Origin of the sequence: Streptomyces sp. NPDC058576, from assembly GCF_042718715.1 — a bacterium.
GTDB lineage: Bacteria > Actinomycetota > Actinomycetes > Streptomycetales > Streptomycetaceae > Streptomyces.
Genome location: NZ_JBHXPF010000024.1, coordinates 1 through 21,908 on the forward strand (window position 1 = coordinate 1; position 21,908 = coordinate 21,908).

15 protein-coding genes are annotated in these 21,908 nt (G+C 72.9%); 6 read left to right on the top strand and 9 right to left on the bottom strand.

The window, feature by feature from the left end:
* Positions 1-2,096 (top strand): iron ABC transporter permease (locus ACFWRV_RS18480; RefSeq protein ID WP_384335692.1); only part of this gene is annotated, 2,096 nt, incomplete at its 5' end.
* 60 nt (positions 2,097-2,156) lie between these two features.
* On the opposite strand, the gene ACFWRV_RS18485 is transcribed toward ACFWRV_RS18480, so the two are convergent.
* From ACFWRV_RS18485 to rhaI, 4 genes are all read right to left on the bottom strand, one after another.
* On the bottom strand, positions 2,157-5,357 hold the full coding sequence (locus ACFWRV_RS18485; RefSeq protein WP_384335696.1) for an alpha-L-rhamnosidase: 3,201 nt from the start codon (positions 5,355-5,357) through the stop codon (positions 2,157-2,159).
* A gap of 41 nt (positions 5,358-5,398) precedes the next feature.
* A complete protein-coding gene (locus ACFWRV_RS18490; protein WP_384335699.1) occupies positions 5,399-6,868 on the bottom strand; it encodes a rhamnulokinase family protein in 1,470 nt (489 codons plus the stop codon).
* On the bottom strand, positions 6,865-8,904 hold the full coding sequence (locus ACFWRV_RS18495) for a bifunctional aldolase/short-chain dehydrogenase (protein WP_384335702.1): 2,040 nt from the start codon (positions 8,902-8,904) through the stop codon (positions 6,865-6,867). Before ACFWRV_RS18495 ends, ACFWRV_RS18490 begins: the two co-directional genes overlap by 4 nt.
* A gap of 107 nt (positions 8,905-9,011) precedes the next feature.
* Entirely contained in the window at positions 9,012-10,172 is a 1,161-nt protein-coding gene (gene rhaI / locus ACFWRV_RS18500; protein ID WP_384335705.1) for an L-rhamnose isomerase, read from the bottom strand.
* A 260-nt stretch (positions 10,173-10,432) separates the two neighbouring features.
* Between rhaI and ACFWRV_RS18505 the strand changes: the two genes are divergently transcribed.
* The 5 genes from ACFWRV_RS18505 (at position 10,433) to ACFWRV_RS18525 (ending at position 16,191) form a co-directional block, all read left to right on the top strand.
* Entirely contained in the window at positions 10,433-11,950 is a 1,518-nt protein-coding gene (locus tag ACFWRV_RS18505) for a sugar ABC transporter ATP-binding protein (protein ID WP_384335708.1), read from the top strand.
* Positions 11,947-12,987 (top strand): ABC transporter permease, encoded by a 1,041-nt coding sequence (locus ACFWRV_RS18510; RefSeq protein ID WP_384335711.1) that lies wholly within the window; start codon positions 11,947-11,949, stop codon positions 12,985-12,987. The genes ACFWRV_RS18505 and ACFWRV_RS18510 overlap by 4 nt, the downstream gene beginning before the upstream one ends.
* Complete coding sequence (locus tag ACFWRV_RS18515; RefSeq protein ID WP_384335715.1) at positions 12,980-13,972, top strand: ABC transporter permease; 993 nt, start codon at positions 12,980-12,982, stop codon at positions 13,970-13,972. Before ACFWRV_RS18510 ends, ACFWRV_RS18515 begins: the two co-directional genes overlap by 8 nt.
* 49 nt (positions 13,973-14,021) lie before the next feature.
* On the top strand, positions 14,022-15,104 hold the full coding sequence (gene rhaS / locus ACFWRV_RS18520) for a rhamnose ABC transporter substrate-binding protein (RefSeq protein ID WP_384335718.1): 1,083 nt from the start codon (positions 14,022-14,024) through the stop codon (positions 15,102-15,104).
* Positions 15,105-15,165: 61 nt separating this feature from the next.
* Entirely contained in the window at positions 15,166-16,191 is a 1,026-nt protein-coding gene (locus tag ACFWRV_RS18525) for a LacI family DNA-binding transcriptional regulator (protein ID WP_384335721.1), read from the top strand.
* Positions 16,192-16,225: 34 nt separating this feature from the next.
* Here ACFWRV_RS18525 and ACFWRV_RS18530 read toward each other — a convergent pair whose 3' ends face one another.
* The 5 genes from ACFWRV_RS18530 to ACFWRV_RS18550 all read right to left on the bottom strand — a co-directional run bounded on the left by ACFWRV_RS18530 (position 16,226) and on the right by ACFWRV_RS18550 (position 21,900).
* Complete coding sequence (locus ACFWRV_RS18530) at positions 16,226-16,891, bottom strand: TOPRIM nucleotidyl transferase/hydrolase domain-containing protein (protein ID WP_384335724.1); 666 nt, start codon at positions 16,889-16,891, stop codon at positions 16,226-16,228.
* A gap of 74 nt (positions 16,892-16,965) precedes the next feature.
* Positions 16,966-18,183, bottom strand: a complete 1,218-nt coding sequence (locus ACFWRV_RS18535; RefSeq protein ID WP_384335727.1) for an MFS transporter — start codon at positions 18,181-18,183, stop codon at positions 16,966-16,968.
* A complete protein-coding gene (locus tag ACFWRV_RS18540; protein WP_384335730.1) occupies positions 18,180-18,632 on the bottom strand; it encodes a nuclear transport factor 2 family protein in 453 nt (150 codons plus the stop codon). The genes ACFWRV_RS18535 and ACFWRV_RS18540 overlap by 4 nt, the downstream gene beginning before the upstream one ends.
* A 240-nt stretch (positions 18,633-18,872) precedes the next feature.
* Positions 18,873-20,165, bottom strand: a complete 1,293-nt coding sequence (locus ACFWRV_RS18545; RefSeq protein ID WP_384335733.1) for an APC family permease — start codon at positions 20,163-20,165, stop codon at positions 18,873-18,875.
* Positions 20,166-20,493: 328 nt separating this feature from the next.
* Positions 20,494-21,900, bottom strand: coding sequence for an NAD(P)-binding domain-containing protein (locus ACFWRV_RS18550; RefSeq protein WP_384335736.1), 1,407 nt, complete (start codon positions 21,898-21,900; stop codon positions 20,494-20,496).
* Between the last annotated feature and the right edge of the window lie 8 nt (positions 21,901-21,908).

The window sequence follows — 21,908 nt, forward strand, 5'->3', positions numbered from 1 at the left end:
GCGGGGCGGGGCGGGCGGGGGCCGTGTCCCCCGGGCCGGCCGGCCCACCGGCCCGCCGCGGCCGGATGTTCCTCCTCGCGCTCGCGGGGACCGTCGCCCTGGCCGCCCTCGCCGTCGTGCACGTGGGCCAGGGCACCGCCGCCGTGGATCTGCACACGCTGTGGCAACTGGCCACGGGGGCCGCCTCGGACCGGACCGCCGACGAGCAGACGGCCGCCGTGGTCCTCGACTCCCGACTGCCCCGGCTCGCCGCGGGCCTCCTGGTCGGGTGCGCGCTCGGCGCGGCGGGCGCGGCACTCCAGTCGGTGTCGCGCAACATGCTGGCCTCCCCGGACACGCTCGCCGTGAACGCGGGCGCGTATCTCGCGGTGGTCACCGTCGCCGCGTTCGGCATCTCGCTGCCCGCGCTGCCGGCCGGGGCCACGGCGTTTCTCGGCGGGCTGCTGGCGGCGGCCGTCGTCCTCGGCCTGTCCCGGGCGGGGGCCGGGCCCATCCGGCTGGTGCTGGCGGGATCCGCGCTCACCCTCGCGCTGTCCGGGCTGAGCGGGACGCTGCTGCTCCTGCGCTCCCAGCAGACGACCGGGCTGTTCGCGTGGGGCGAGGGTTCGCTCGCCCAGATCGGCATGCAGTCCATCGACCGGCTCGCCCCGGTCGCGCTCGTGGCGTTCGCCGGGCTGATGCTGCTGGGCCGGCGCCTCGACATCCTCGCCCTCGGCGACGACGGTGCGGCGGTCGTGGGGGTGAGCCCCCGGCTGACGCGCAGCATCGCCGTGATCCTCGCGGTGCTGCTGGCGGCGGTGTCGGTGGCGGTCGCGGGGCCGGTCGGCTTCGTCGGCCTGTGCGCGCCCGCGGTGGTCCGGCTGCTCAGCACCTGGATCCCGGGGCTGGTCCGGCACCACGCGTTCATCCCCGCGTCGGCGCTCGCGGGCGTGCTCGTGGTGCTCGGCGCGGATGTGCTCCTGCGCGCGGTGTTCGGCGCCCAGGCGGGGGCCGAGGTGCCCACCGGCATCGTCACCACCTCCTTCGGTGCGCTCGTGCTGGTCTTCCTGGCCTACCGGTCGCGCGACATGGGCACGGACAGCGGCTCCACGGCGTTCGCCAGGCTGCGCAGCCGGCGCGCGTTCGTCCTCACTTTGGTGGCGACGGTCGTGGGGCTGCTCGGCGCGGTGGTGGCGGCGACGCTCTTCGGCGACGCGACGCTGCTCCTGGGCGATGTGGGCAACTGGCTGGCCGGCCGGTCGGGGCAGTTCGTCAGTCACGTCCTGGACACGCGGGTCCCCCGGGTCGCCGCCGCCCTGCTGGCCGGTGCGGCGCTGGCGGTCGCGGGAGCCGTCGTCCAGGCGGTCTCGCGCAACCCGCTCGCGGAGCCGGGCGTCCTCGGCGTCGTCAGCGGAGCGGGGGTCGGGGCGGTCACCGTCCTCACCGTCGTGCCGCTGGCGAGTTTCTGGCTGATCGGCGGCTCGGCGCTGGCCGGTGCCGCGACGGCCGCCGCGCTGGTGTTCGGTCTGGCCGCACGCCGAGGTCTGGAGCAGAACCGTCTGGTGCTCATCGGCATCGGGGTCCAGGCGGGAGCGGGCGCGTTCGTGAGTCTGCTGATCGTGCTCACCGACCCGTACAACGAGACGAAGGCGCTGGCCTGGCTCGGCGGATCGACGTACGGGCGGACGTTCCCCGAGCTGATTCCGGTGCTGGTGGGGCTGGTCGTCGCGCTGCCCGTCCTCGCGGTGATGCGCCGCGAACTGGACCTGATCGGGCTGGACACCGAGACGCCCGCCCTGCTCGGTGTGCGGATCGGGGCCACCCGGCTGGGTCTGCTGAGCCTCGCCGTCCTCCTGACGGCGGGAGCGGTGGCGGCGGTCGGCGTCATCGGGTTCGTCGGCCTGGTCGCCCCGCACGCAGCACGCGCCCTGGTGGGCCGCCGGCACACGCGGGTCATACCGGTGAGCGCGCTGCTCGGGGCGCTGCTGGTGGTCGTGTCCGACACGGTCGGCCGGACGATCATCGCCCCGGCGCAGATCCCGGTCGGGCTGCTCACGGCGGTGATCGGCGCCCCGTACTTCATCTGGCTGCTCTGGCGGTCCCGGCGCGAGGGCTGACGGGCGCCGTACCGGCGGTGCGTGACCGCCGGTACGGCGTACCGCCTCGTCCGGGCGGGCTCAGACCGCGAAGCGGTGGTTCCCCGAGCCGACGGCGAAGACCGCGCAGCCGTCCTCCATCCGCAGGAAGCGGGCGCCGGTGTGCGTGACCTCCTCGGCCCGGCCGGCCGGAACCCACACCTCGGCTGTGGTGTTCACGGGCAGGCCCACCGTCAGGTGGAAGCGGCCCTTCTCCGCCTTCCAGTCGGTGGTGACCGGACCGTGGAGGGAGGCGAAGCGGCCCCGGGCGCGGGTGATGCCGCCGCCGGGGCGGGGTCGCACGGTGACCTCGCGGAAGCCGGGGGCCGCGGGGGCGATGCCCGCGATGTGCGCGTACATCCACTCCCCCACCGAGCCGTACGCGTAGTGGTTGAAGGAGTTCATCCCGGCGTCCTGGAAGCTTCCGTCCGGCTTGATGGAGTCCCAGCGCTCCCACATGGTCGTGGCCCCGCGGTCGATCTGGTACCCCCAGCTGGGGAAGGTCCGCTGGAGCAGCAGGCGGTACGCCACGTCCGTGTGCCCGGTGTCGGTGAGGACGGGGAGCAGGCGCGGGGTACCGAGGAAGCCCGTGGACAGATGCCAGTCCTTGGCCTCGATGAGGGCGACGAGGCGGTCCGCGGCGGTCGCGCGTTCCGCCGCGCTCAGGAGGTCCATGGAGAGCGCAAGGACGTAGGCCGTTTGGGTGTCGCCCTTCACCCGGCCGCCGCCGGTGACGTACGCGGTGCGGAAGGCCTCGCGGATCTCCGCGAAGAGTGCGGTGTACGGTGCCGGGTCCTTGCCCAGGACCCGGGCGGTGCGGGCCACGAGGTCGGCGCTGTGGGCGTAGTAGGCGGTGGCGATGACGTCCTTGGGGGTGTCGTCGGCGATGTTGAGCCAGTCGCCGTAGCCGGTGGCGGGCCGCAGTCGTCCGGTGCTGTTCTCGTCCAGGTGGTCGAGCCACTTCAGCATCGAGGGCCAGGCCCCCTCCAGTACCTGGGTGTCGCCGTACGCCTGGTAGAGGGCCCAGGGGACGGTGACGCCCGCGTCGCCCCAGCCGGCCGAGCCCGCGCCGAGGCCCTCGACGTGCGGCGCGACGTCCGTGAACGCGCCGTCGGAGGTCTGGTCGTCCTGGAGGTCGCTCAGCCACTTGCCGAGAAAGCGCGCCGACTCCATCGCGTACGCGGCGGTGGGCGCGAACACGTTGATGTCGCCGGTCCAGCCGAGGCGTTCGTCGCGGGCGGGGGTGTCGGTGGGGATGGAGAGGAAGTTGCCGCGCAGGCCCCAGGTGATGTTGCTGTGGAGCTGGTTGAGCATCGGGACGTTCGTCTCGAACTCCATGGTGAGGGGCGCGTCGGTGTGGATCACCCGCCCGACGACGGCGTCGAGGGGCGGCGTGCCGGGATAGCCGGTCACCTCGACGTAGCGGAAGCCGTGGAAGGTGAAGCGCGGCTCGTACGTCTCGCGGCCGCCGCCCTTGAGGGTGTAGTGGTCGGTGGCGGCGGCGGTGCGCAGGTTGGTGGTGTAGACGGTGCCGTCGGGGTTCAGTACCTCGGCGTGGCGCAGGCGCACGGTGGTGCCGGCGCGGCCGGTGACGCGCAGGCGGGGGGTGCCGACCATGTTCTGGCCGAGGTCGAAGACGAAGACGCCGGGCCGGGGTTCGGTGACCTTCCTGGCCTTCAGCTCCTGGATGACGCGGCAGGGCCCGTCGGGCTCGGCGACCAGTTCGGCGGTGACCTCCTCCTCGGCGGGCACGGCCTTCGCCCAGGCGGCGTCGTCGAATCCGGTGCGCAGCCAGCCGTCGGTCTCCAGGCGGGCGTCGTAGGTCTCGCCGGTGAGGAGGTCCGCCAGGGTGATGGGGCCGGTGGCGGCCCGCCAGTCGGTGCCGGACAGCACGCGCTCGGTCGTGCCGTCCCGGTAGGTCACCTCCAACTGACCCAGGAACGCCGGGTGTTCGCCGTACTGATGCGGGCCGAACATGCCGACGTTGCCCGCGTACCAGCCCGTCGCCAGCTCCACGCCGAGCGTGTTGGCCCCGGAGGTGAGCAACTCGGTGACGTCGTGCGTCTGGTACTGGATCCGCTGGGCGTAGTCCGTCCAGCCGGGCGCGAGGCGGTCGGTGCCGACACGCTTGCCGTTGAGGTGGGCTTCGTACAGGCCGAGGGCCGTGGAGTAGAGCCGGGCCCGCTCGACGGGCTTGCGGCGGAGCCGGAACTCGTGGCGCAGTTGGACGACGGGGGCGTAGGCGGGGGCGACCTCTCCCCAAGGGCCGGAACCCCACGCGGCGAGGACCTTCGCGGCGGGCCAGGCGCCGTCGTCGTAGTCCAACGCCCGCCATTCACCGGCGGGTTCGGCATCGGCGGCCTTCCAGCCCTCGCCGGTGGCGATGGTGCGCACACCGTCGGCGGTGGTCAGCTCCAGGACCCCGAGCAGTCCGGCGGGGCCGGTGACCTCGTTGGTCGCGGCGACGGCGAGGACGTGGCGGCCGGGGGCGAGCCGTTCGGTCACCTCGGTGACCGAGGGACGGCTCCAGGCCCTGGCGACCTCGTCCGGTTCGGCCCGCGTCACCTCCGTACCGTCCAGATGGGCGACGTACCCGTCGTCGGCGGTGAGCACGAGGCGGGCCCGCGTCACACCCTCCGGTACGTCGAACGCGCCCCGGAACCAACGGGTCGCGGCGGGAGCGCTGGTCGCCGGGTCGCCCTCGGGGAACCAGATCCAGGAGGCCTCGTCCAGGGCGGGGGCGCCGACGAGGGAGGCGGGCGCCCCGACCCAGTCGGCGGACCAGTCCGAGGCCTCGGTGAGGCCGGTCTCCCACCAGGCGGGTTCGGACCAGCCGGAGACCTGACCCCGGTCGTCCCAGACCCGCACGGTCCAGTGGTAGCGGGTACGGGACCGCAACTCCGGTCCACCATAGATGACTTGTGCCGAGTCGGCGGACTCGACCTTGCCGCTGTCCCACACGTCGGGCCGCTCCAGAGCGCGTTCGCTCAGCGCGACGCGGATCTGGTAGGCGCTCTGCGTGCGGCCCGGCGCGGTGGCGGTGAGCGGCCAGCCCAGGCGCGGGCGGGCGGCGCCGAGGCCGAGCGGGTTCTTCACGTACTCGGCGGTCGCGCCGCCCACCCGGAGGCCCTTGGCTCCTTCCGCGCCGCGCTCCGCGGCCTGTGCGGGTGGGATGGCTCCGGCGATGAGGGTGGTTCCCAGGGCGGTGGCGGTCGTGCTGAGCAGTCGTCGTCGGCTGATCACACTCGGCTCCGATTCGGCGAGGGGACAGAGGATGGAACGGGTCAGGAACAAAGGGGGTGCGCGCCTTCGGTGCGGCGCGCCGCCGCCTCCCAGGCCGCCGGGTCACCCGACGGCTCGTAGCGGGTCAAGGACTGTGTGCGGACGATGAGTTCACGCGCCGAGACGAGGTCGCCGGGCAGGCCGTGGGCCCGCGCCTGGACGAGGACGTTGCCGAGCGCGGCCGCTTCCGCGGGGCCCGCGACCACCGGCAGACCGCAGGCGTCGGCCGTGAGTTGGCAGAGCAGGGCGTTGCGCGCTCCACCTCCGACGATGTGCACCACGTCGACCGCGCGGTCGGCCAAGCGCCGCGCCTCATGGACAGCCCGCCGGTGGGCGAGGGCCAGCGAGTCGAGGATGCAGCGCGTGATCTCCCCCGGGCTCCGGGGCACCGGCCCGCCGGTCGCCCGGCAGGCGGCCGCGATGCGTTCGGGCATGTCTCCGGGGGCGAGGAATTCCGGTGCGGCGGCGTCCACCACGGAGCGCAGGGCGGGCGCGCGGGCGGCCTCGGCGAGCAGCGGGGCGACGTCCTCCCGGCCCCAGGTGCGCATGCACTCCTGGAGCAGCCACAAGCCCATGATGTTGCGCAGGAACCGCACGGTGCCGTCGATGCCCAGCTCGTTGGTGAAATTCGCGGCGCGGCTCGCCTCCGTGGTGACGGGGGCGTCGAGTTCGAGGCCGGCGAGGGACCAGGTTCCGGTGCAGAGGTAGGCGAACCGCTCTCCCCGCCCGGCCGGGACGGCGGCGACCGCCGAGGCGGTGTCGTGCGAGCCGACGGCCGTCACGGGTACGGGGCCCGGCAGCCCGGTCTGCTCCTGGACCGCGGGCAGCAGCTCGCCCGCCGGGTCGCCGGGGCGGCGCAACGGGGCGAAGAGAGCGAGGTCGATACCGAGACGGTCGGCCAGGTCGTGGTTCCAGTCGCCGGTGCGCGGGTCGATGAGCTGGGTGGTGGAGGCGTTGGTGAGCTCGGTGCCCTGCTCCCCCGTGAGCCAGTACGCGATCAGGTCGGGGATCAGCAACAGCCGTGCGGCGGAGCACAGCTGCGGGGTTTTGCGAGCGGCCACGAGTTGGTAGAGCGTGTTGAACGGGGCGTACTGGATGCCGGTGGCGCGGTAGAGGTCGCCGGGCGGGACCGTGGCCCACACCTGCTCGGGCACCCCCTCGGTGCGGGCGTCCCGGTAGTGGACGGGGTTGCCGAGCAGGGCGCCGTCGGCGTCGAGGAGGCCGTAGTCCACGGCCCAGCTGTCGATGCCGACGGAGTCGACCGGGCCCGCAGCGCGCAGCCCGTCCAGGAGACCCCCGTACAGGCCGAGGATGTCCCAGCGCAGGCCTTCGGGCAGGCGTACGGGCCGGTTGGCGAAGCGATGGGCCTCGGTGAGGTGCAGGGTGTCCGGGCCGACGCGGCCGGTCATGACCCGCCCGCTGGACGCGCCGAGGTCGACGGCCGCGAAGGTCTTCGTACCGGCGGCGCTCATCGCAGGAAGGCTCCGGCGACCCCGGCGTCGACCGGGATGTGCAGGCCGGTGGTGTGGGTCAACTCGCCGCCGGTGAGGGCGAAGACGGCGTTGGCGACGTGCTCGGGCAGCACTTCGCGCTTGAGCAGGGTGCGTTGGGCGTAGAACTCGCCGAGCTTCTCCTCCTCGATGCCGTAGGTCGCGGCGCGCTGGGCGCCCCAGCCACCGGCGAAGATGCCGGAGCCGCGGACCACGCCGTCCGGGTTGACCCCGTTGACGCGAATGCCGTCCTCGCCCAGCTCTGCTGCCAGCAGGCGCACTTGGTGGGCCTGGTCGGCCTTGGCGGCGGAGTACGCCACGTTGTTCGGGCCGGCGAAGACGGCGTTCTTCGAGGCGATGTAGACGAGGTCGCCGCCGAAGCCCTGGGCCCGCATGACGCGGGCCGCCTCGCGGGCGACGAGGAAGGAGCCCCGGGCCATGATGGCGTGCTGGAGGTCCCAGTCCCGGACCGTGGTCTCGGCCAGGGGCTTGGAGATGGAGATGCCCGCGTTGTTGACCACCAGGTCGACGCCACCGAAGGCGAGTGCCGCCGCCGCGAAGGCGGTGGCCACCTGCTCCTCGTCGGTGACGTCGACCGTGACGGCCACCGCCCGGTCGGGACCGCCCAGTTCCTCGGCCAAGGCGGCCCCGCGCTCCGCGTCCAGATCCGCGACGACCACGCAGGCGCCCTCCGCGACGAGGCGGCGGGCGATGGCCCTGCCGATGCCGCTGCCCGCGCCGGTCACCAGGGCGACCCGGGTGGCCAGCGGCTTCGGCTTCGGCATGCGCCGGAGCTTGGCCTCCTCCAGGGCCCAGTACTCGATGCGGAACTTCTCCGACTCCTCGATCGGGGCATAGGCGGAGACGGCCTCCGCGCCGCGCATCACGTTGACGGCGTTGAGGTAGAACTCCCCTGCCACACGAGCGGTCTGCTTGTCCTTGCCGAAGCTGAACATCCCCACCCCCGGGATCAGCACGATCGCCGGGTCCGCGCCCCGCATCGGGGGCGATCCGGGCTCGGCGTGGCGCTCGTAGTAGGCGGCGTACTCCTCCCGGTAGGCGGTGTGCAGCTCGCCCAACCGCTCGACGGCGCGGGCCGGTTCGGCGGTGGGCGGGAGATCGAGCACCAGGGGCCTGACCTTGGTGCGCAGGAAGTGGTCCGGGCAGGAGGTGCCCAGGGCGGCGAGCCTCGGGTGCTCGGTGCGGGCGAGGAAGTCCAGCACCGCTGCGGAGTCGTCGAAGTGCCCCACCTGGGGGCGGTCCCGGGAGGCGAGGGCCCGTACGTACGGGGCGAGGGCGGCGGCCCGCGCGCGCCGCCGGTCCTCGGTCAGCGCCTCGTACCCCTCGATCACCGGTCCGAACGGCTCGGGCCTGCCGCGCTCGGTCAGGAACGTCTCGGCGGTGCGGATGATGCGGAGCGCGTTGGCCTCGCACTCCTCGGACGTTCCGCCCCAGGCGGTGATGCCGTGGCCGCCCAGGACGCAGCCGATGGCCTGCGGATTCGCCTCCTTCACCGCGGCGATGTCCAGGCCGAGTTGGAACCCGGGGCGTCGCCAGGGGACCCAGGCGACGGTGTCGCCGAAGCAGTCGGCGGTCAGCTTCTCCCCGTCGGCGGCGCACGCGAGGGCGATCCCGGAGTCGGGGTGCAGGTGGTCGACGTGCGGGGCGTCGACAAGACCGTGCATGGCCGTGTCGATGGAGGGGGCAGCGCCGCCCTTGCCGTGCAGGCAGTAGTCGAACGCGGCGACCATCTCGTCCTCGCGCTCCTCCCCCGCGTAGACGCCGCGCAGTGCGCGCAGCCGGTCGAGGCGGAGTACGGCGAGGCCGTCGGCGGTGAGGGTGCCGAGGTCGCCGCCGGAGCCCTTGACCCACATCAGCTCGACGTCGTCGCCGGTGACCGGGTCGGGCGTGACGCCCTTGGCGGAGGCGTTGCCGCCCGCGTAGTTCGTGTTGCGGGGGTCGGAGCCGAGCCGGTGGGAGCGGGCCAGAAGCGCTGCGGCTTCGGGGTGGAGTGCCATGGGTTCCTCGGTGTCCTTCGCGAAGGGGCGGCGGAGAGGGGGTTCGGGGACGGCGGGCGGCGCTACGGGGTGCGGCGGGTCGGCACCCGGAGGGGGGCCGGGAGGATCTACGCTCCCCAGCCCGCCTGCCGGCCGCCGATCCGCTCCTCGGCGGTCTTCGTCGCCCAGCCGGAGCGCCGGTAGGCGGCCATCGGGTCGCCGTCGAGGCCCTGTTCCTCGCGGACCTCGGCGAGCAGGGGGCGTACGTCGGTGTTGTAGGCGTCCATGAGGACGGCGTTGGCCTCCAGGACGTCGCCGGTGCGCTGGGCGGCGGCCAGGGCCTCGCGGTCCACGAGGAGCGCCTTCGCGGTGGCTTCCTGGACGTTCATCACCGAGCGGATGATCGCGGGGATCTTCTCCTCGATGTTGTGGCACTGGTCGAGCATGAAGGCGACATCGGCGGTGAGCCCGCCGCCGCGGACGACCTCGCACATGACACGGAAGAGCTGGAAGGGGTCGGCCGCCCCGACCATCAGGTCGTCGTCGGCGTAGAAGCGGGAGTTGAAGTCGAAGCCCCCGAGCCGGCCCTCGCGCAGCAGGGTCGCGACGATGAACTCGATGTTGGTGCCGGGCGCGTGGTGCCCGGTGTCCACGACGACCTGCGCCTTCGGCCCCAGCTTGAGGCAGTGGGCGTAGGCGGTCCCCCAGTCGGGGACGTCCGTCGTGTAGAAGGCGGGCTCGAACAGCTTGTACTCCAGGAGCATGCGCTGCTCGTCGCCGAGCCGTTCGTACACGGCGGCCAGCGCCTCGGCGAGCCGGTCCTGCCGCTCGTGGATGTCGTCCTGGCCGGGGTAGTTCGTGCCGTCCGCGAACCACAGCTTGAGGTCTCTCGATCCCGTCGCGTCCATGATGTCGACGCAGGCCAGGAGGTGGTCAAGGGCCTTGCGGCGGACGGCGGGGTCCGGGTGGCAGACGCTGCCGAGGCGGTAGGCGTCGTCCTGGAAGGTGTTGGCGTTGACGGCCCCGAGGGCCAGGCCCCGGTCGCGGGCGTGCTCGGCGAGGGCCGCGTAGTCGTCGACCGTGTCCCAGGGAATATGGAGGGCGACGGTGGGTGCGGCTCCGGTGAACTCGTGCACCTTCGCCGCGTCGTCCAGCTTCTCCTGGGGGGTGCGGGGCACGCCGGGCCGGGCGAAGACCTTGAAGCGGGTCCCCGAATTCCCGTACGCCCAGGAGGGCGTCTCGATGGCCTGGGACATGAGGGCGGCCTTCACCGTGGCGTGCTCGGTCACTTCGTCGCTCCTGTGACGTCGGTGTGAACGCGAAAGAATCTGAAACGATTCACGCGGCTTGAAGGTAGGAGCGCCCCCGGGGACTGTCAACCCTTCCCGCAGACCTGGCGCCGCAGAACCCTATGAATGCAAGGGGCAGTTGAGAATTTGCGTTCAGCCCCATTGACGCGCCCCGAGGGACCTGCCTAACGTCCCGGCAACTCATTTGAAACCTTTCACGATGCCGCGAGGACGCCCTCCGCATCGTCGAGGAGCCACCGATGACCCACCGGTCCGCCAAGGATCCGGCCCCCGTGCTGGCCCTGAGGGACGTCTCCAAGTCCTTCGGCGCCGTGCGCGCCCTGCGGGACGTGTCCCTCGACCTGTTCCCCGGCGAGGTGCACGCCATCGCCGGCGAGAACGGCGCGGGCAAGTCGACCCTGATCAAGACCCTCGCCGGAGTGCACCGGCCCGACGCCGGTCAGCTCCTGCTGGACGGCGAGCCGGCCGCCTTCCACAGCCCCGCCGACGCCCGCGACGCCGGTATCGCCGTGATCTACCAGGAGCCCACGCTCTTCCCCGACCTGTCGATCACCGAGAACATCTTCATGGGCCGTCAGCCGCGGCGGGCGCTCGGCCGGATCGACCACCGGGCCACCCGGAACGCCACGGCCGCCCTGATGCACCGGCTCGGCGTCGAACTCGACCCCGACCGTCCGGCGCGCGGCCTGTCGATCGCGGACCAGCAGATCGTCGAGATCGCCAAGGCCCTCTCCTTCGACGCCCGCGTCCTGATCATGGACGAGCCGACGGCCGCCCTGACCGGCAGCGAGGTGGCGCGGCTGTTCGGCGTGGTCCGGGCGCTGCGCGAGCAGGGGGCCGCCGTGCTGTTCATCTCGCACCGGCTGGAGGAGATCTTCCGCATCTGCGAACGCGTCACTACCCTGCGGGACGGGGCGCTGATCGCCAGTGAACCGCTGGCCGGGATGACGGAGGAGGACCTGGTCCGGCGGATGGTCGGCCGGGACCTGGACGAGCTGTACCCGAAGCAGGACGTCGAGACCGGCGAGGTCGCCCTCAGCGTCCGACGGCTCACCCGCGAGGGCGTGTTCACCGACGTCTCCTTCGATGTGCGGTGCGGCGAGATCGTCGGCATGGCGGGTCTGGTCGGCGCCGGACGTACGGAGGTGGCGCGGGCGGTCTTCGGCGTCGACCGGTGGGACGCGGGCGAGGTCGAGGTGGCCGGGCAGGCGCTCGTCAACGGCGCCCCGTCCACCGCCATGGCCGCGGGCCTCGCCCTGGTCCCCGAGGACCGGCGGGCCCAGGGCCTGGTGATGGGCATGTCCATCGAGCGGAACATCGGGCTGACCGGGCTGCGCGCCACCAGGAGGGCGGGGCTGATGGACCGGGGCGCGGAGCGCAGCCGCTCGCTCGACTGGGCGGTCCGGCTCCAGGTGAAGTACGCCCGCATCGCGGATGCCGTGTCCACCCTGTCCGGCGGCAACCAGCAGAAGGTGGTGCTGGCCAAGTGGCTGGCCACCAAACCTGCCGTGCTGATCGTCGACGAGCCGACGCGCGGGATCGACGTCGGCACCAAGGCGGAGGTGCACCGGCTGCTGAGCACGCTGGCGGCCGACGGGGTGGCGGTGCTGATGATCTCCTCCGACCTGCCCGAGATCCTCGGCATGGCCGACCGGGTGCTGGTGATGCACGAGGGCCGCCTGACCGCCGAGATCGCCCGTTCCGACGCCACCGAGGAGACCGTGATGGCCGCAGCCACCGGGAGGGCCGCCGCATGACGGTGACGACGACCGAACCGGCGCCCGTCGCGCCGATACCCGCCTCCAGCAGCACCCGGCTGGTGGACCGCGTCTTCAGGATGCGTGAACTGGCGATCCTGCTCGTGCTGTTGGTGATGCTGGTCCTCACCCAGCTCGGCAACAGCGCGTTCCTCTCCGAGCAGGGCATCAAGGACCTGTTGCTGAACGCCACCATCCTGGTGCTGGTCGCCACCGGCCAGTCGCTGGTCGTCATCACGCGCAACGTCGACCTGTCGGTCGGCTCGACGCTCGGGATCAGCGCCTTCGCCGCCGGTACGTATCTCCAGGGCGGCGGGCACCCGGTGGTGGCCGTGGCCCTGGCCGTGCTGCTCGGCGTGGGCTTCGGGCTGCTGAACGGGCTGCTCGTGAGCCTCGGCCAGGTGCCCGCCCTGGTCGTGACCCTCGGCACGCTCTACATCATCCGGGGCATCGACTCCATCTGGGTCGGCTCACGGCAGATCACCGCGGCCGATCTCCCGGACGGCTTCGTGGACTTCGGCTCCGGCGGACTCTCGGCGGTGCCCTGGCCGGCGATGATCGCGCTCGCTCTGCTGGTGTCGACGGCGTATTACCTCAAGCACTTCGGCAGCGGGCGCGAGCTGTACGCGCTGGGCTCGAACCCGGAGGCCGCGCGGTTGGCCGGGATACCCGTGCGCCGGCGGATCCTGCTCGCCTACACCTTCTGCGGGGCGCTGGCCGGTCTCGCCGGCGCGCTGTATCTGGCGCGCTTCGGGAACGTCGACTCGGGCACCGGCACGGGCTACGAACTCACCGTGGTCAGCGCGGTCGTGGTCGGCGGTGTGATCTTCACCGGGGGCTCCGGGACGGTCTACGGCGCGGCGCTCGGCGCGCTGCTGCTGACCTCGGTCAACAGCGTGCTGCCCGCGCTCGGCGTCAGCTCCGTGTGGGTGCTCGCGATCAACGGATTCCTGCTCATCCTCGCCATCGCGGTCGACCGGATCGTGGCCCTGCGTGTGGCGTCCGCCCTGAAGAAGAGGAACGCCCGCCATGGCTGACTCCGCACTCGCGCGCGCCGTCCGCTGGGACACGGTCGTCGGCGCCCTCCTCATCGTGGTGCTGCTGCTGTCCTTCGGCTTCGTCGACGGTTTCGGCAACGCGCTCAACCTGTCGTTCCTGATCGGCAACACCCTGCCCATCGCGCTGATCGCGCTGCCGATGACCCTGTTGGTGGTCTCCGGCGAGATCGACCTGTCGGTGGCGTCCACAGCCGGCCTCTCGGGTGCGGTGATGGGGGCGCTGTGGAACCAGGGGCTGCCGATCGAGGCGATCATCCCGCTCTGCCTGCTGCTCGGCGTGGTCTGCGGGCTGGTCAACGGGCTGCTCGTCACCCGGCTCGGACTGCCGTCGCTGGCGGTCACCATCGGAACGCTGGCCGCCTACCGCGGCATCGCGCAGATCGTGCTGGGCTCGGACGCCGTCACCGACTTCCCGTCTCCCTACCTGGGCTTCGCCGCCGGACGGATCGGCGACACGTTCGTCCCGTACGCCCTGCTGCCGTTCCTGGCGCTGCTCGCCGTCGCCGTACTCGCCCTGCACGCGACGCCGTTCGGGCGTTCCCTGTTCGCGACGGGGGCCAACGAGGAGGCGGCCAGGTTCGCGGGCGTGCGGGTGAAGAGGCAGAAGCTGATCCTGTTCACCGTGACCGGCCTGATGGCCTCTCTCACCGGCGTGTTCTGGGCGCTGCACTACGCCAGCGCCCGCTTCGACAACGCCACCGGACTCGAACTGTCTGTCGTGGCCGCCGTGTTGCTCGGCGGCATCGACTTCGACGGCGGCAAGGGCACGCTCGGCGGCGCGATCGCCGGCGTGTTCCTGCTCGGCGCGCTGCAGAACGTGATGAGCCTGGGGGACGTCTCCGCGCAGTCGCAGATCGTCGTCACCGGCGTGCTGCTCGTCCTCTCCGTGCTCGGCCCGCGCGTCGGGCGGCAGCTCTCCGTCGCGCGGGCGGGCCGACGGGCCGCCTCGGCCCCGACTCCTTAACCACGTGCCCGGCACCGTAACCCGCCCTTCTTCCGCAAAGGACCCTGCCATGCGTACGTCATCGATCCGCCGCAGCTGTGCGGCCCTCGCGGCCGTCACCTCCCTCGCGCTCGCCGTCACCGCCTGCGGGGGTACCACCAAGAGCGATGTGAAGAAGGAGGGCGGATCGGCCGCCTCGGCCGGCGAGGCGGACCCGGACGCGCCCACCAAGAAGGGCCTGACCATCGGCTTTCTGCCCAAGCAGGTCAACAACCCCTACTTCACCACCGCCGACAAGGGCGGGCAGAAGGCCGTCGAGGCGCTGGGGTCCACGTTCAAGGAGGTCGGCCCGACCAGCGCCACCGACACCTCGGGGCAGGTCTCCTACGTCAACACCCTCACCCAGCAGCAGGTGGACGCGATCGCCGTGTCCGCGCAGGACCCGGGGGCGCTGTGCACCGCGCTCAAGCAGGCCATGAGGAACGGCGTCAAGGTCGTGACGTACGACTCCGACACCACCACCGACTGCCGCAACGTGTTCGTGTCCCAGGCGGGGGCGGAGGACCTGGGCCGCACCCAGGTCCAGCTGCTCGCCGAACAGATCGGCTACCAGGGCGAGATCGCGGTCCTGTCCGCCGCCCAGACCGCGACGAACCAGAACCTGTGGATCGACTACATGAAGGACGAGCTGAAGGACCCGAAGTACAAGGACATCAAGCTGGTGAAGGTGGCGTACGGCAACGACGACGCCCAGCAGTCCTTCCAGCAGACGCAGGGGCTGCTCCAGGAGTACCCGAAGCTCGCCGGCATCGTCTCGCCGACCACGGTCGGCATCAAGGCGGCGGCGCAGTACCTGTCGGGGTCGAAGTACCGGGGCAAGGTGAAGCTGTCCGGCCTCGGCACCCCCAACGACCTGCGCTCGTACGTGAAGAACGGCACGGTCGAGGCGTTCGAGCTGTGGGATCCGGCGAAACTCGGCGAGCTGGCCGGCCACGTCTCGGTCGCCCTGGCGTCCGGGCAGATCACCGGCACGGAGGGACAGACCTTCGAGGCGGGCGAGCTGGGGACGTACACGATCGGGAAGGACGGGGTGGTCGACCTCGGCAAGCCGACGGTGTTCGACAAGGACAACATCGACGACTTCGACTTCTGATGCACGCGGATAGGCTGAGGGTTCGTCCCGCGTCCCTCGCCCCTCTGGAGGTCTCCGCCTGATGGCCCAGTCGGTGGGTATCAAGGACGTGGCCCGGGTCGCCGGAGTATCGGTGGGCACGGTCTCCAACGTCATCAACCGCCCGGACACGGTCGGTCCCGACACCCGGGCCCGCGTCCTGTCCGCGATCGACCGTCTCGGTTACGTCCGCAGCGAGTCGGCGCGGCAGTTGCGGGCGGGGCGCAGCCGGATCATGGGGCTGCTGGTCCTCGACATGGGCAACCCGTTCTTCGTGGACGTGGCGCGCGGCGCTGAGCGGGCCGCTCGTGAGGCGGGGCTCGGCGTCATGGTCTGCAACAGCGCGCAGAGCCCCGGCGAGGAGGCGGAGTATCTGGCGCTCTTCGCGGAGCAGCGGGTCCGGGGTGTGCTCCTCACCCCCGCCGACGCGACCGGGCGCAACATCGAGGCGTTCCGGCGGCACGACATCCCGTTCGTCCTCGTCGACCGGGTCGCCGAGGGCACCACGGAGTGCTCGGTGTCGGTCGACGACGTGGCGGGCGGGGCGCTGGCGGTGCGGCATCTGCTGGACGCCGGGCACCGCTCCATCGCGTACGTGAGCGGGCCGCCCGGCTTCAACCAGGTCCGGGACCGCCGTACGGGGGCGCTCGCCGCGCTCGCGGAGGCGGGGCTCGGCCCGGAGGCCCTGCGGGAGCTGCCCACGGAACGGCTCGACGTGACGGCGGGCCGGGACGCGGGGGCCCGGCTCCTCGGGCTCTCCGACCGCCCGACCGCCGTGTTCTGCGCCAACGACCTGCTCGCCCTCGGCGTACTGCAGTCGCTGTTCGCCGCCGGGGTCTCCGTTCCCGGTGATCTGGCCCTGGTGGGTTATGACGACATCGAGTTCGCGGCGGCGGCGGCCGTGCCGCTGACCTCCGTACGGCAGCCGGCGGCGACGATGGGGGCGCTGGCGGCCGGGCTGCTCCTGGAGGAGACGGGGGCGGGGGCGTCGGCGGGGGCGCACGAGCACCGCCGGGTGGTGCTGCAGCCGGAGCTGGTGGTGCGGCGCTCCAGTCTCGCCGCCCGCTGAGACCGGGTGCGGGCGGGGGGCATGGCCCCGGTGGTCAGAGGTGGGCGAGGAGTCCGTGCAGCGGGCGGGGCAGGCGGGTGAGGTCCAGGGCCTCGGCCAGCGCGCGGGCGTAGTGCTCCTTGCGGCCGCCGATGGTTCCCATGAAGCGCCGCAGCTGCGCCTCGACGGGCCGCTCCCGCTGGGCGGGCTGCCGTTGGAAGATCCGGAAGGTGCGCAGGTCGCCCTGGTCGTCGATGACCTGCTGGACGCCGTCGGCGCCGAGCGCCCGGATCAGCTCGTCCTCCAGGTCGGCGTGGCAGGTGAAGAAGCCCAGCGTTTCCAGGTCCTCGGGGGCGAGAGCGGTGCCGAATCCGGTCCGCTCCAGGCCCTGGAGGAAGAAGCGCTGTTCCGCGGCGTCGCAGAGACCGGCGGGCCGGACGTCGAGGACGTCAGGCCCGAGGAGGCGCAGGAAGCGGGTGATGCTGGTGGCGCCCCCGAGCGGCACGACCACGACGCCCTCGGCGGTCAGGGTGCGCCCCTGGCGTTCGGCGAGCGCCTCGACCGCCGCCCGGTCGCTGACGCCCTCGACGAGCACCACCGTACGCAGGCCCAGGCCGGCCGCCAGGTCGCGGGCGGCCCCGGCCTCGGCGGGCGCCGGCGTGTCCTCGTCGCCCGCGGCCCAGGAGATGACCGTCTGCCTCAAGCGCGTCGCTGTGTCCACCGGGCCAGTCTCGCACCATGATCGGCGGGTACGACAAGGGTTTTCGCCTCTGCCGGCGATGGCCGGGCCCCGGGTCAGCGGGGCGCGGGAGGTCGGCGCGACAGGTACAGGCCGACGCCCAGGGCGAGCGCCAGCACACAGCCGGAAAAGGTCAGTCCGGCGTTCCTGAGTCCGATGCCGAGGGTGAGGGCGCCGACGCCGACGACGGGCAGGGAGATGCCCAGGTAGGCGATGACGAAGAACGCGGAGACGGTCGCGGCCCGGTGCTCGGGCGGTGCCGCGGCGCTGATCGCCGTCACCGCGCCGCGGAACGCCAGCCCCTGGCCCAGGCCGCCGCACAGCGCCCCGGCGACCAGCAGGGGCAGGGAGGCGAACAGCAGCGAGGCGCCCACCAGCAGAAGTCCGGCGACCAGGACGAAGCAGCCGCCCGGCAGGGCGCGGCGCTCGCCGACCCGCCCCATGAGCGCCTGCCCGGCGGTCGAGGCGAGGAAGACGGAGAAGACGACGAGCCCGGTCAGGGCCAGGTTGTGCACGTCGAGCGTCTCGGCGACGAACGCGGGGGCGACCGCCGTGAAGAGGCCCAGCAGGGAGAACCCGGCGAAGGCGGCCAGCGCCGAGGTGGTGAACACGCCGCGCATCGCGGGCGGGACGGCGATCCCCTGGGGCCGCAGCCGGAAACCGCGGACGCGGGAGGTGACCGTCTCCGGCAGGAAGCAGGTCAGCACGGCGGCCACGGCGATCAGCGCCAGGTGCACGACGAACGGGAGCCGCAGGGGCTCGGGGGCGTATTCGGCGAGCAGTCCCGACAGGAGCGGGCCGCACCCCAGGCCGCCCATGTTCGCGGCGGTCGCGGCCAGTCCGGCCCGTGCCGCGCGTCCGGGCGGGGCCAGCTCCATCACCGTGACCGTCGCGGCGCCGCTCAGCAGTCCGGCGGCGAACCCGGAGAGGAGCCGGCCGGCGAACAGGGCGGGCAGCCCGCCCTCGTAGAGGAAGCAGAACGCGCTGGCCGCCGAGAATCCCAGGGCTGCCAGGAGCACGGGCCGCCGCCCCGCCTCGTCGGAGACGTTCCCGGCGAGCAGCAGGGTGGCGATCACGCCGAGGGCGTAGACGGCGAAGACCACCGTCACCATCAGCTCGGAGAAGCCGAGCTGTTCCCGGTAGAGCCCGTAGAGCGGGGTGGGCAGCGTGGTGCCCGCCATTCCGATGGCGAAGACGGCCGCGGCGGCCGGGTAGCCGAGGCGTTTCCTGCGCTGGGCGGTGTCGTCCGTCGGGCTCTCGGTCGTCCCGCTCATGCGTCGGGCGGCGGGTCCGTCGGGGCGGCGACGGGCGTGATGTGGCTGAGCACGCACCGCCAGCGGCCGTCCCGCCGGACGAAGACGTCCGTGGTCCATTCGTCGGCGTCGAAGCGGCGGCCTCCGTAGTGGGCCGTGTTCGTGATCCGGACGGTGACCGTCGCGGTGTCCCCGTGGACCCGGATCCTCGGCGGGGTGACGGCTTCCATCGCCGAGTGGGTCAGGTCGCCGGACGTGACGTAGGCGAGGAACGCCTCCCGGTCCGTGATGCCGGACTCGGAGACGATGACCCATTCGTCGGCCGTGAAGTCGGCGATCCGTGCCGCGTCGTTCGAGACGATCGCGGCGGCCCAGTCGTCGACGATCGCGGCGAGCCGGGCGTGGTCGTCGTCGGGGGCTCCCCGGTCCGCGGCCGGCTCGGCGGTCTCGTGCTCTCCGCTCTCTCCCATGCGGCGAGCGTAGCCGTGGGCGGCGGAGGCCGCGCGCCGTAGGGGGCGGGGCGGCCGTACGCGGCCCGGCGCGCGGGACCGTACGCGGCCCGGCGCGCGGGACCGTACGCGGCCCGTGTGCGCCGTGTACGGTCCCGCCCCCTGGTCATCGGCGGGTCACGCGAACGCGATCCTCGCAGCCGTGCCGAACGGCTACGCCTTGCCGGGGCGTCGACGCGGCGGGGTCAGGAATCCAGGATTTCAGCGGGGGTGTTGTCGCTGGGTGGAGTCGGTGAGAACGCGGCGCGCCCCATAGAAGGCGGCGCCGACGAAGATGACGGCGGCTCCGGTGATCACGGAGGGCAGCGGGAGCGCGAAGGCCAGGACGATGCAGCCGGTGAGGCCGAGGAGGGGGACGATCCGGGCAGGGCGGCCTTCTGCCGGCGTCAGGGTCAAGGCGGAGGCGTTGGCGATGGCGTAGTAGGCCAGGACACCGAACGAGGAGAACCCGATCGCTCCGCGTACGTCTGTGGTCGCGGCCGCGAGGGCGATGACGGCGCCGACGAGGAGTTCGGCGCGGTGGGGGACCTTGAACTTCGGGTGCACGGCGGCCAGGGCGTGGGGAAGGTGGTGGTCGCGGGCCATGGCCAGGGTGGTGCGGGAGACGCCGAGGATGAGGGCGAGCAGAGAGCCGAGGGCAGCGAGGGCGGCACCGACGCGTACGACGGGGACCAGCCAGTCGGCGCCGGCGGCGCGCGCGGCCTCCGTCAGCGGTGCCCCGGCGGCGGCGAGGCCGTACGGGCCCAGGACCAGCAGGAGGGACACGGCGACGAGGGTGTACACGACGAGGGTGATGCTGAGGGCGATCGGGATGGCACGCGGGATGGTGCGGGCCGGGTCGCGGACCTCTTCGCCGAGGGTCGCGATGCGGGCGTAGCCGGCGAACGCGAAGAACAGTAGCCCGGCCGCTTGGAGCACGCCCCCGACTGTCGCGTCCGAGCCGATGTCCAAGCGAGCTGCGTCCACGGCTCCGGAGGAGAGGGAGGCAGCCACGACAGCGGCGAGCACTCCGAGGACGACGGCGACGATGATGCGGGTGAGCAGGGCGGACTTCTGGACGCCCGCGTAGTTCACCGCGGTCAGCGCCACTACGGCGGCTACCGCGACCGCGTGGGCCTGGCTTGGCCAGATGTAGGAGCCGACGGTCAGGGCCATGGCCGCGCAGGAGGCTGTCTTGCCCACCACGAACGCCCAGCCGGCCAGGTAACCCCAGAACTCGCCCAGCCGTGCACGTCCGTAGACGTACGTTCCGCCCGAGGCCGGGTAGAGGGCGGCGAGTCGGGCGGAGGAGGTGGCGTTGCAGTAGGCCACGAGGGCAGCCAGAGCAAGGCCGAGCAGCAGGCCGGAGCCGGCCGCGCGGGCGGCCGGGGCCAGGGAGGCGAAGATTCCGGCGCCGATCATTGACCCCAGCCCGATCATCACCGCGTCCGGAACCCCAAGCCGCCGCTGGAGTTCGTTCGGAACCCCCGGGACGGGCTTGGATGCGTTGTTCAACGTCGCTGCTCCCTCGGCTACAGGCGCGGACCTGCGGGCCCGCGTCTCGTGCGCACGATAGGCGACGGACTTGAACACGCCGTGCCGAGGGCGCGCGGCTGTCGGCAGGGGTGGGCGACGGGTCCCGTCCGCCCACTTGGATGCGCGGGACGGCAGGTCCCGTGCTCATCGGACAGATGCGGTACTCAGCCACCTGTGACGGAGAGCCGTAGTGGCCAACCGTGAAGGCGATCACGGCGGCGGAGACGGTGAAGGCGGACGGGATCAGGGTGGTTGCGAGCATCCGGAAGGGGCGCGTGCCCGCCCTTGTCCGGGGTGTTGAGGTCGGTCACGAGCCGCAGCAACCCCCCGCCGGTGCTTCGTCCACGGGAGCGCCAGCGGCCGGTGCTCCGGCACCGAGCTGGATCAGGGCGGGTTCGGGGGGCGAGCAGCAGCCTCCGGCGTCGGTCGGCGCGGCGGCCGGGTCGTCGAAGAGGCCGGCCCCGCCGCAGACCCCGGTTTCGGGGAGGGCGAGTTCGACGCGGTCGGCGGCTTCGAGGTCTCCGGCGAGGGCGGCGGCGACGGAGCGGACCTGCTCGTAGCCGGTCATGGCGAGGAAGGTCGGGGCGCGGCCGTAGGACTTCATGCCCACCAGGTAAACGCCCTTCTCCGGGTGGGAGAGCTCGCGGTGGCCGTGCGGGTAGACGGTGCCGCAGGAGTGCTGGTTGGGGTCGATCAGCGGGGCGAGCCCGGTGGGGGCCTGGAGCCGTTCGTCGAGGCCGAGGCGGAGCTCGTCGAGGAAGCCGAGGTCGGGGCGGAGGCCGGTCAGCACGATGACTTCGTCGACCGGGTCCAGTCGGCGTCCGTCTTCGCCCACCAGGACCAGGCGGCCGTCGGTGTCGCGTTCGATCGCCTCGGTGCGGAATCCGGTGACCGCGTCGGCGTGCCCCTCGTCGACGGCGGCCTTCGCCGCGAGACCGAGGGCTCCGCGGGCGGGGAGCTGGTCGGCGCCGCCGCCGCCGAAGGTGGAGCCGGAGATGCTCCGGCGCAGGACCCATACCGCCTTCGTGCCCGCGCCGTCTTCGGACGTGGCGAGGTCGGCGAGGGAGGCGAGAGCGGTGAACGCGGAGGCCCCGGAGCCGATGACGGCGGTCCGGCCCCCTGCGTAGCGGGGGCGGACGGCCGGGTCCTTGAGGTCGGGGACACGGTAGGTGACCCGGTCGGCGGCGGCCTTCTCGCCGAGGGCGGGCAGGCCGGAAGCGCCGGCCGGGCTCGGGGTGGTCCAGGTGCCGGAGGCGTCGATGACGGCGCGGGCGAAGACCCGCTCCTCGCGGCCGTCGGCGTGGGTGATGTGGACGACGAAGGGCTGCTGGTCGCGGTCGGCGTCGATGATCCGGTCGCGGCCGGTGCGCGAGACGCCGGTGACCCGGGCACCGAGCCGGACCCGGTCGCCGAGCGCGTCGGCGAGCGGCTGCAGGTAGTGCGCGGCCCAGTCCCCGCCGGAGGGATACGTGGCCGGGTCGGGGCGGGTCCAGCCGGTGGGGGCCAGCAGCTTCTCGGCGGCTGGGTCGACCAGTTCGCTCCAGGTGGAGAAGAGGCGTACGTGCGCCCAGTCCCGTACGGCGCTCGCGGCGGCGGGGCCGGCTTCCAGAACGAGCGGGAGGAGGCCGCGCTCGGTGAGGTGGGCGGCGGCGGCAAGGCCGGCCGGGCCCGCGCCGATCACGACGACCGGCAGGCCCTCGGTGGTGGTGGTCATGGCGGTGA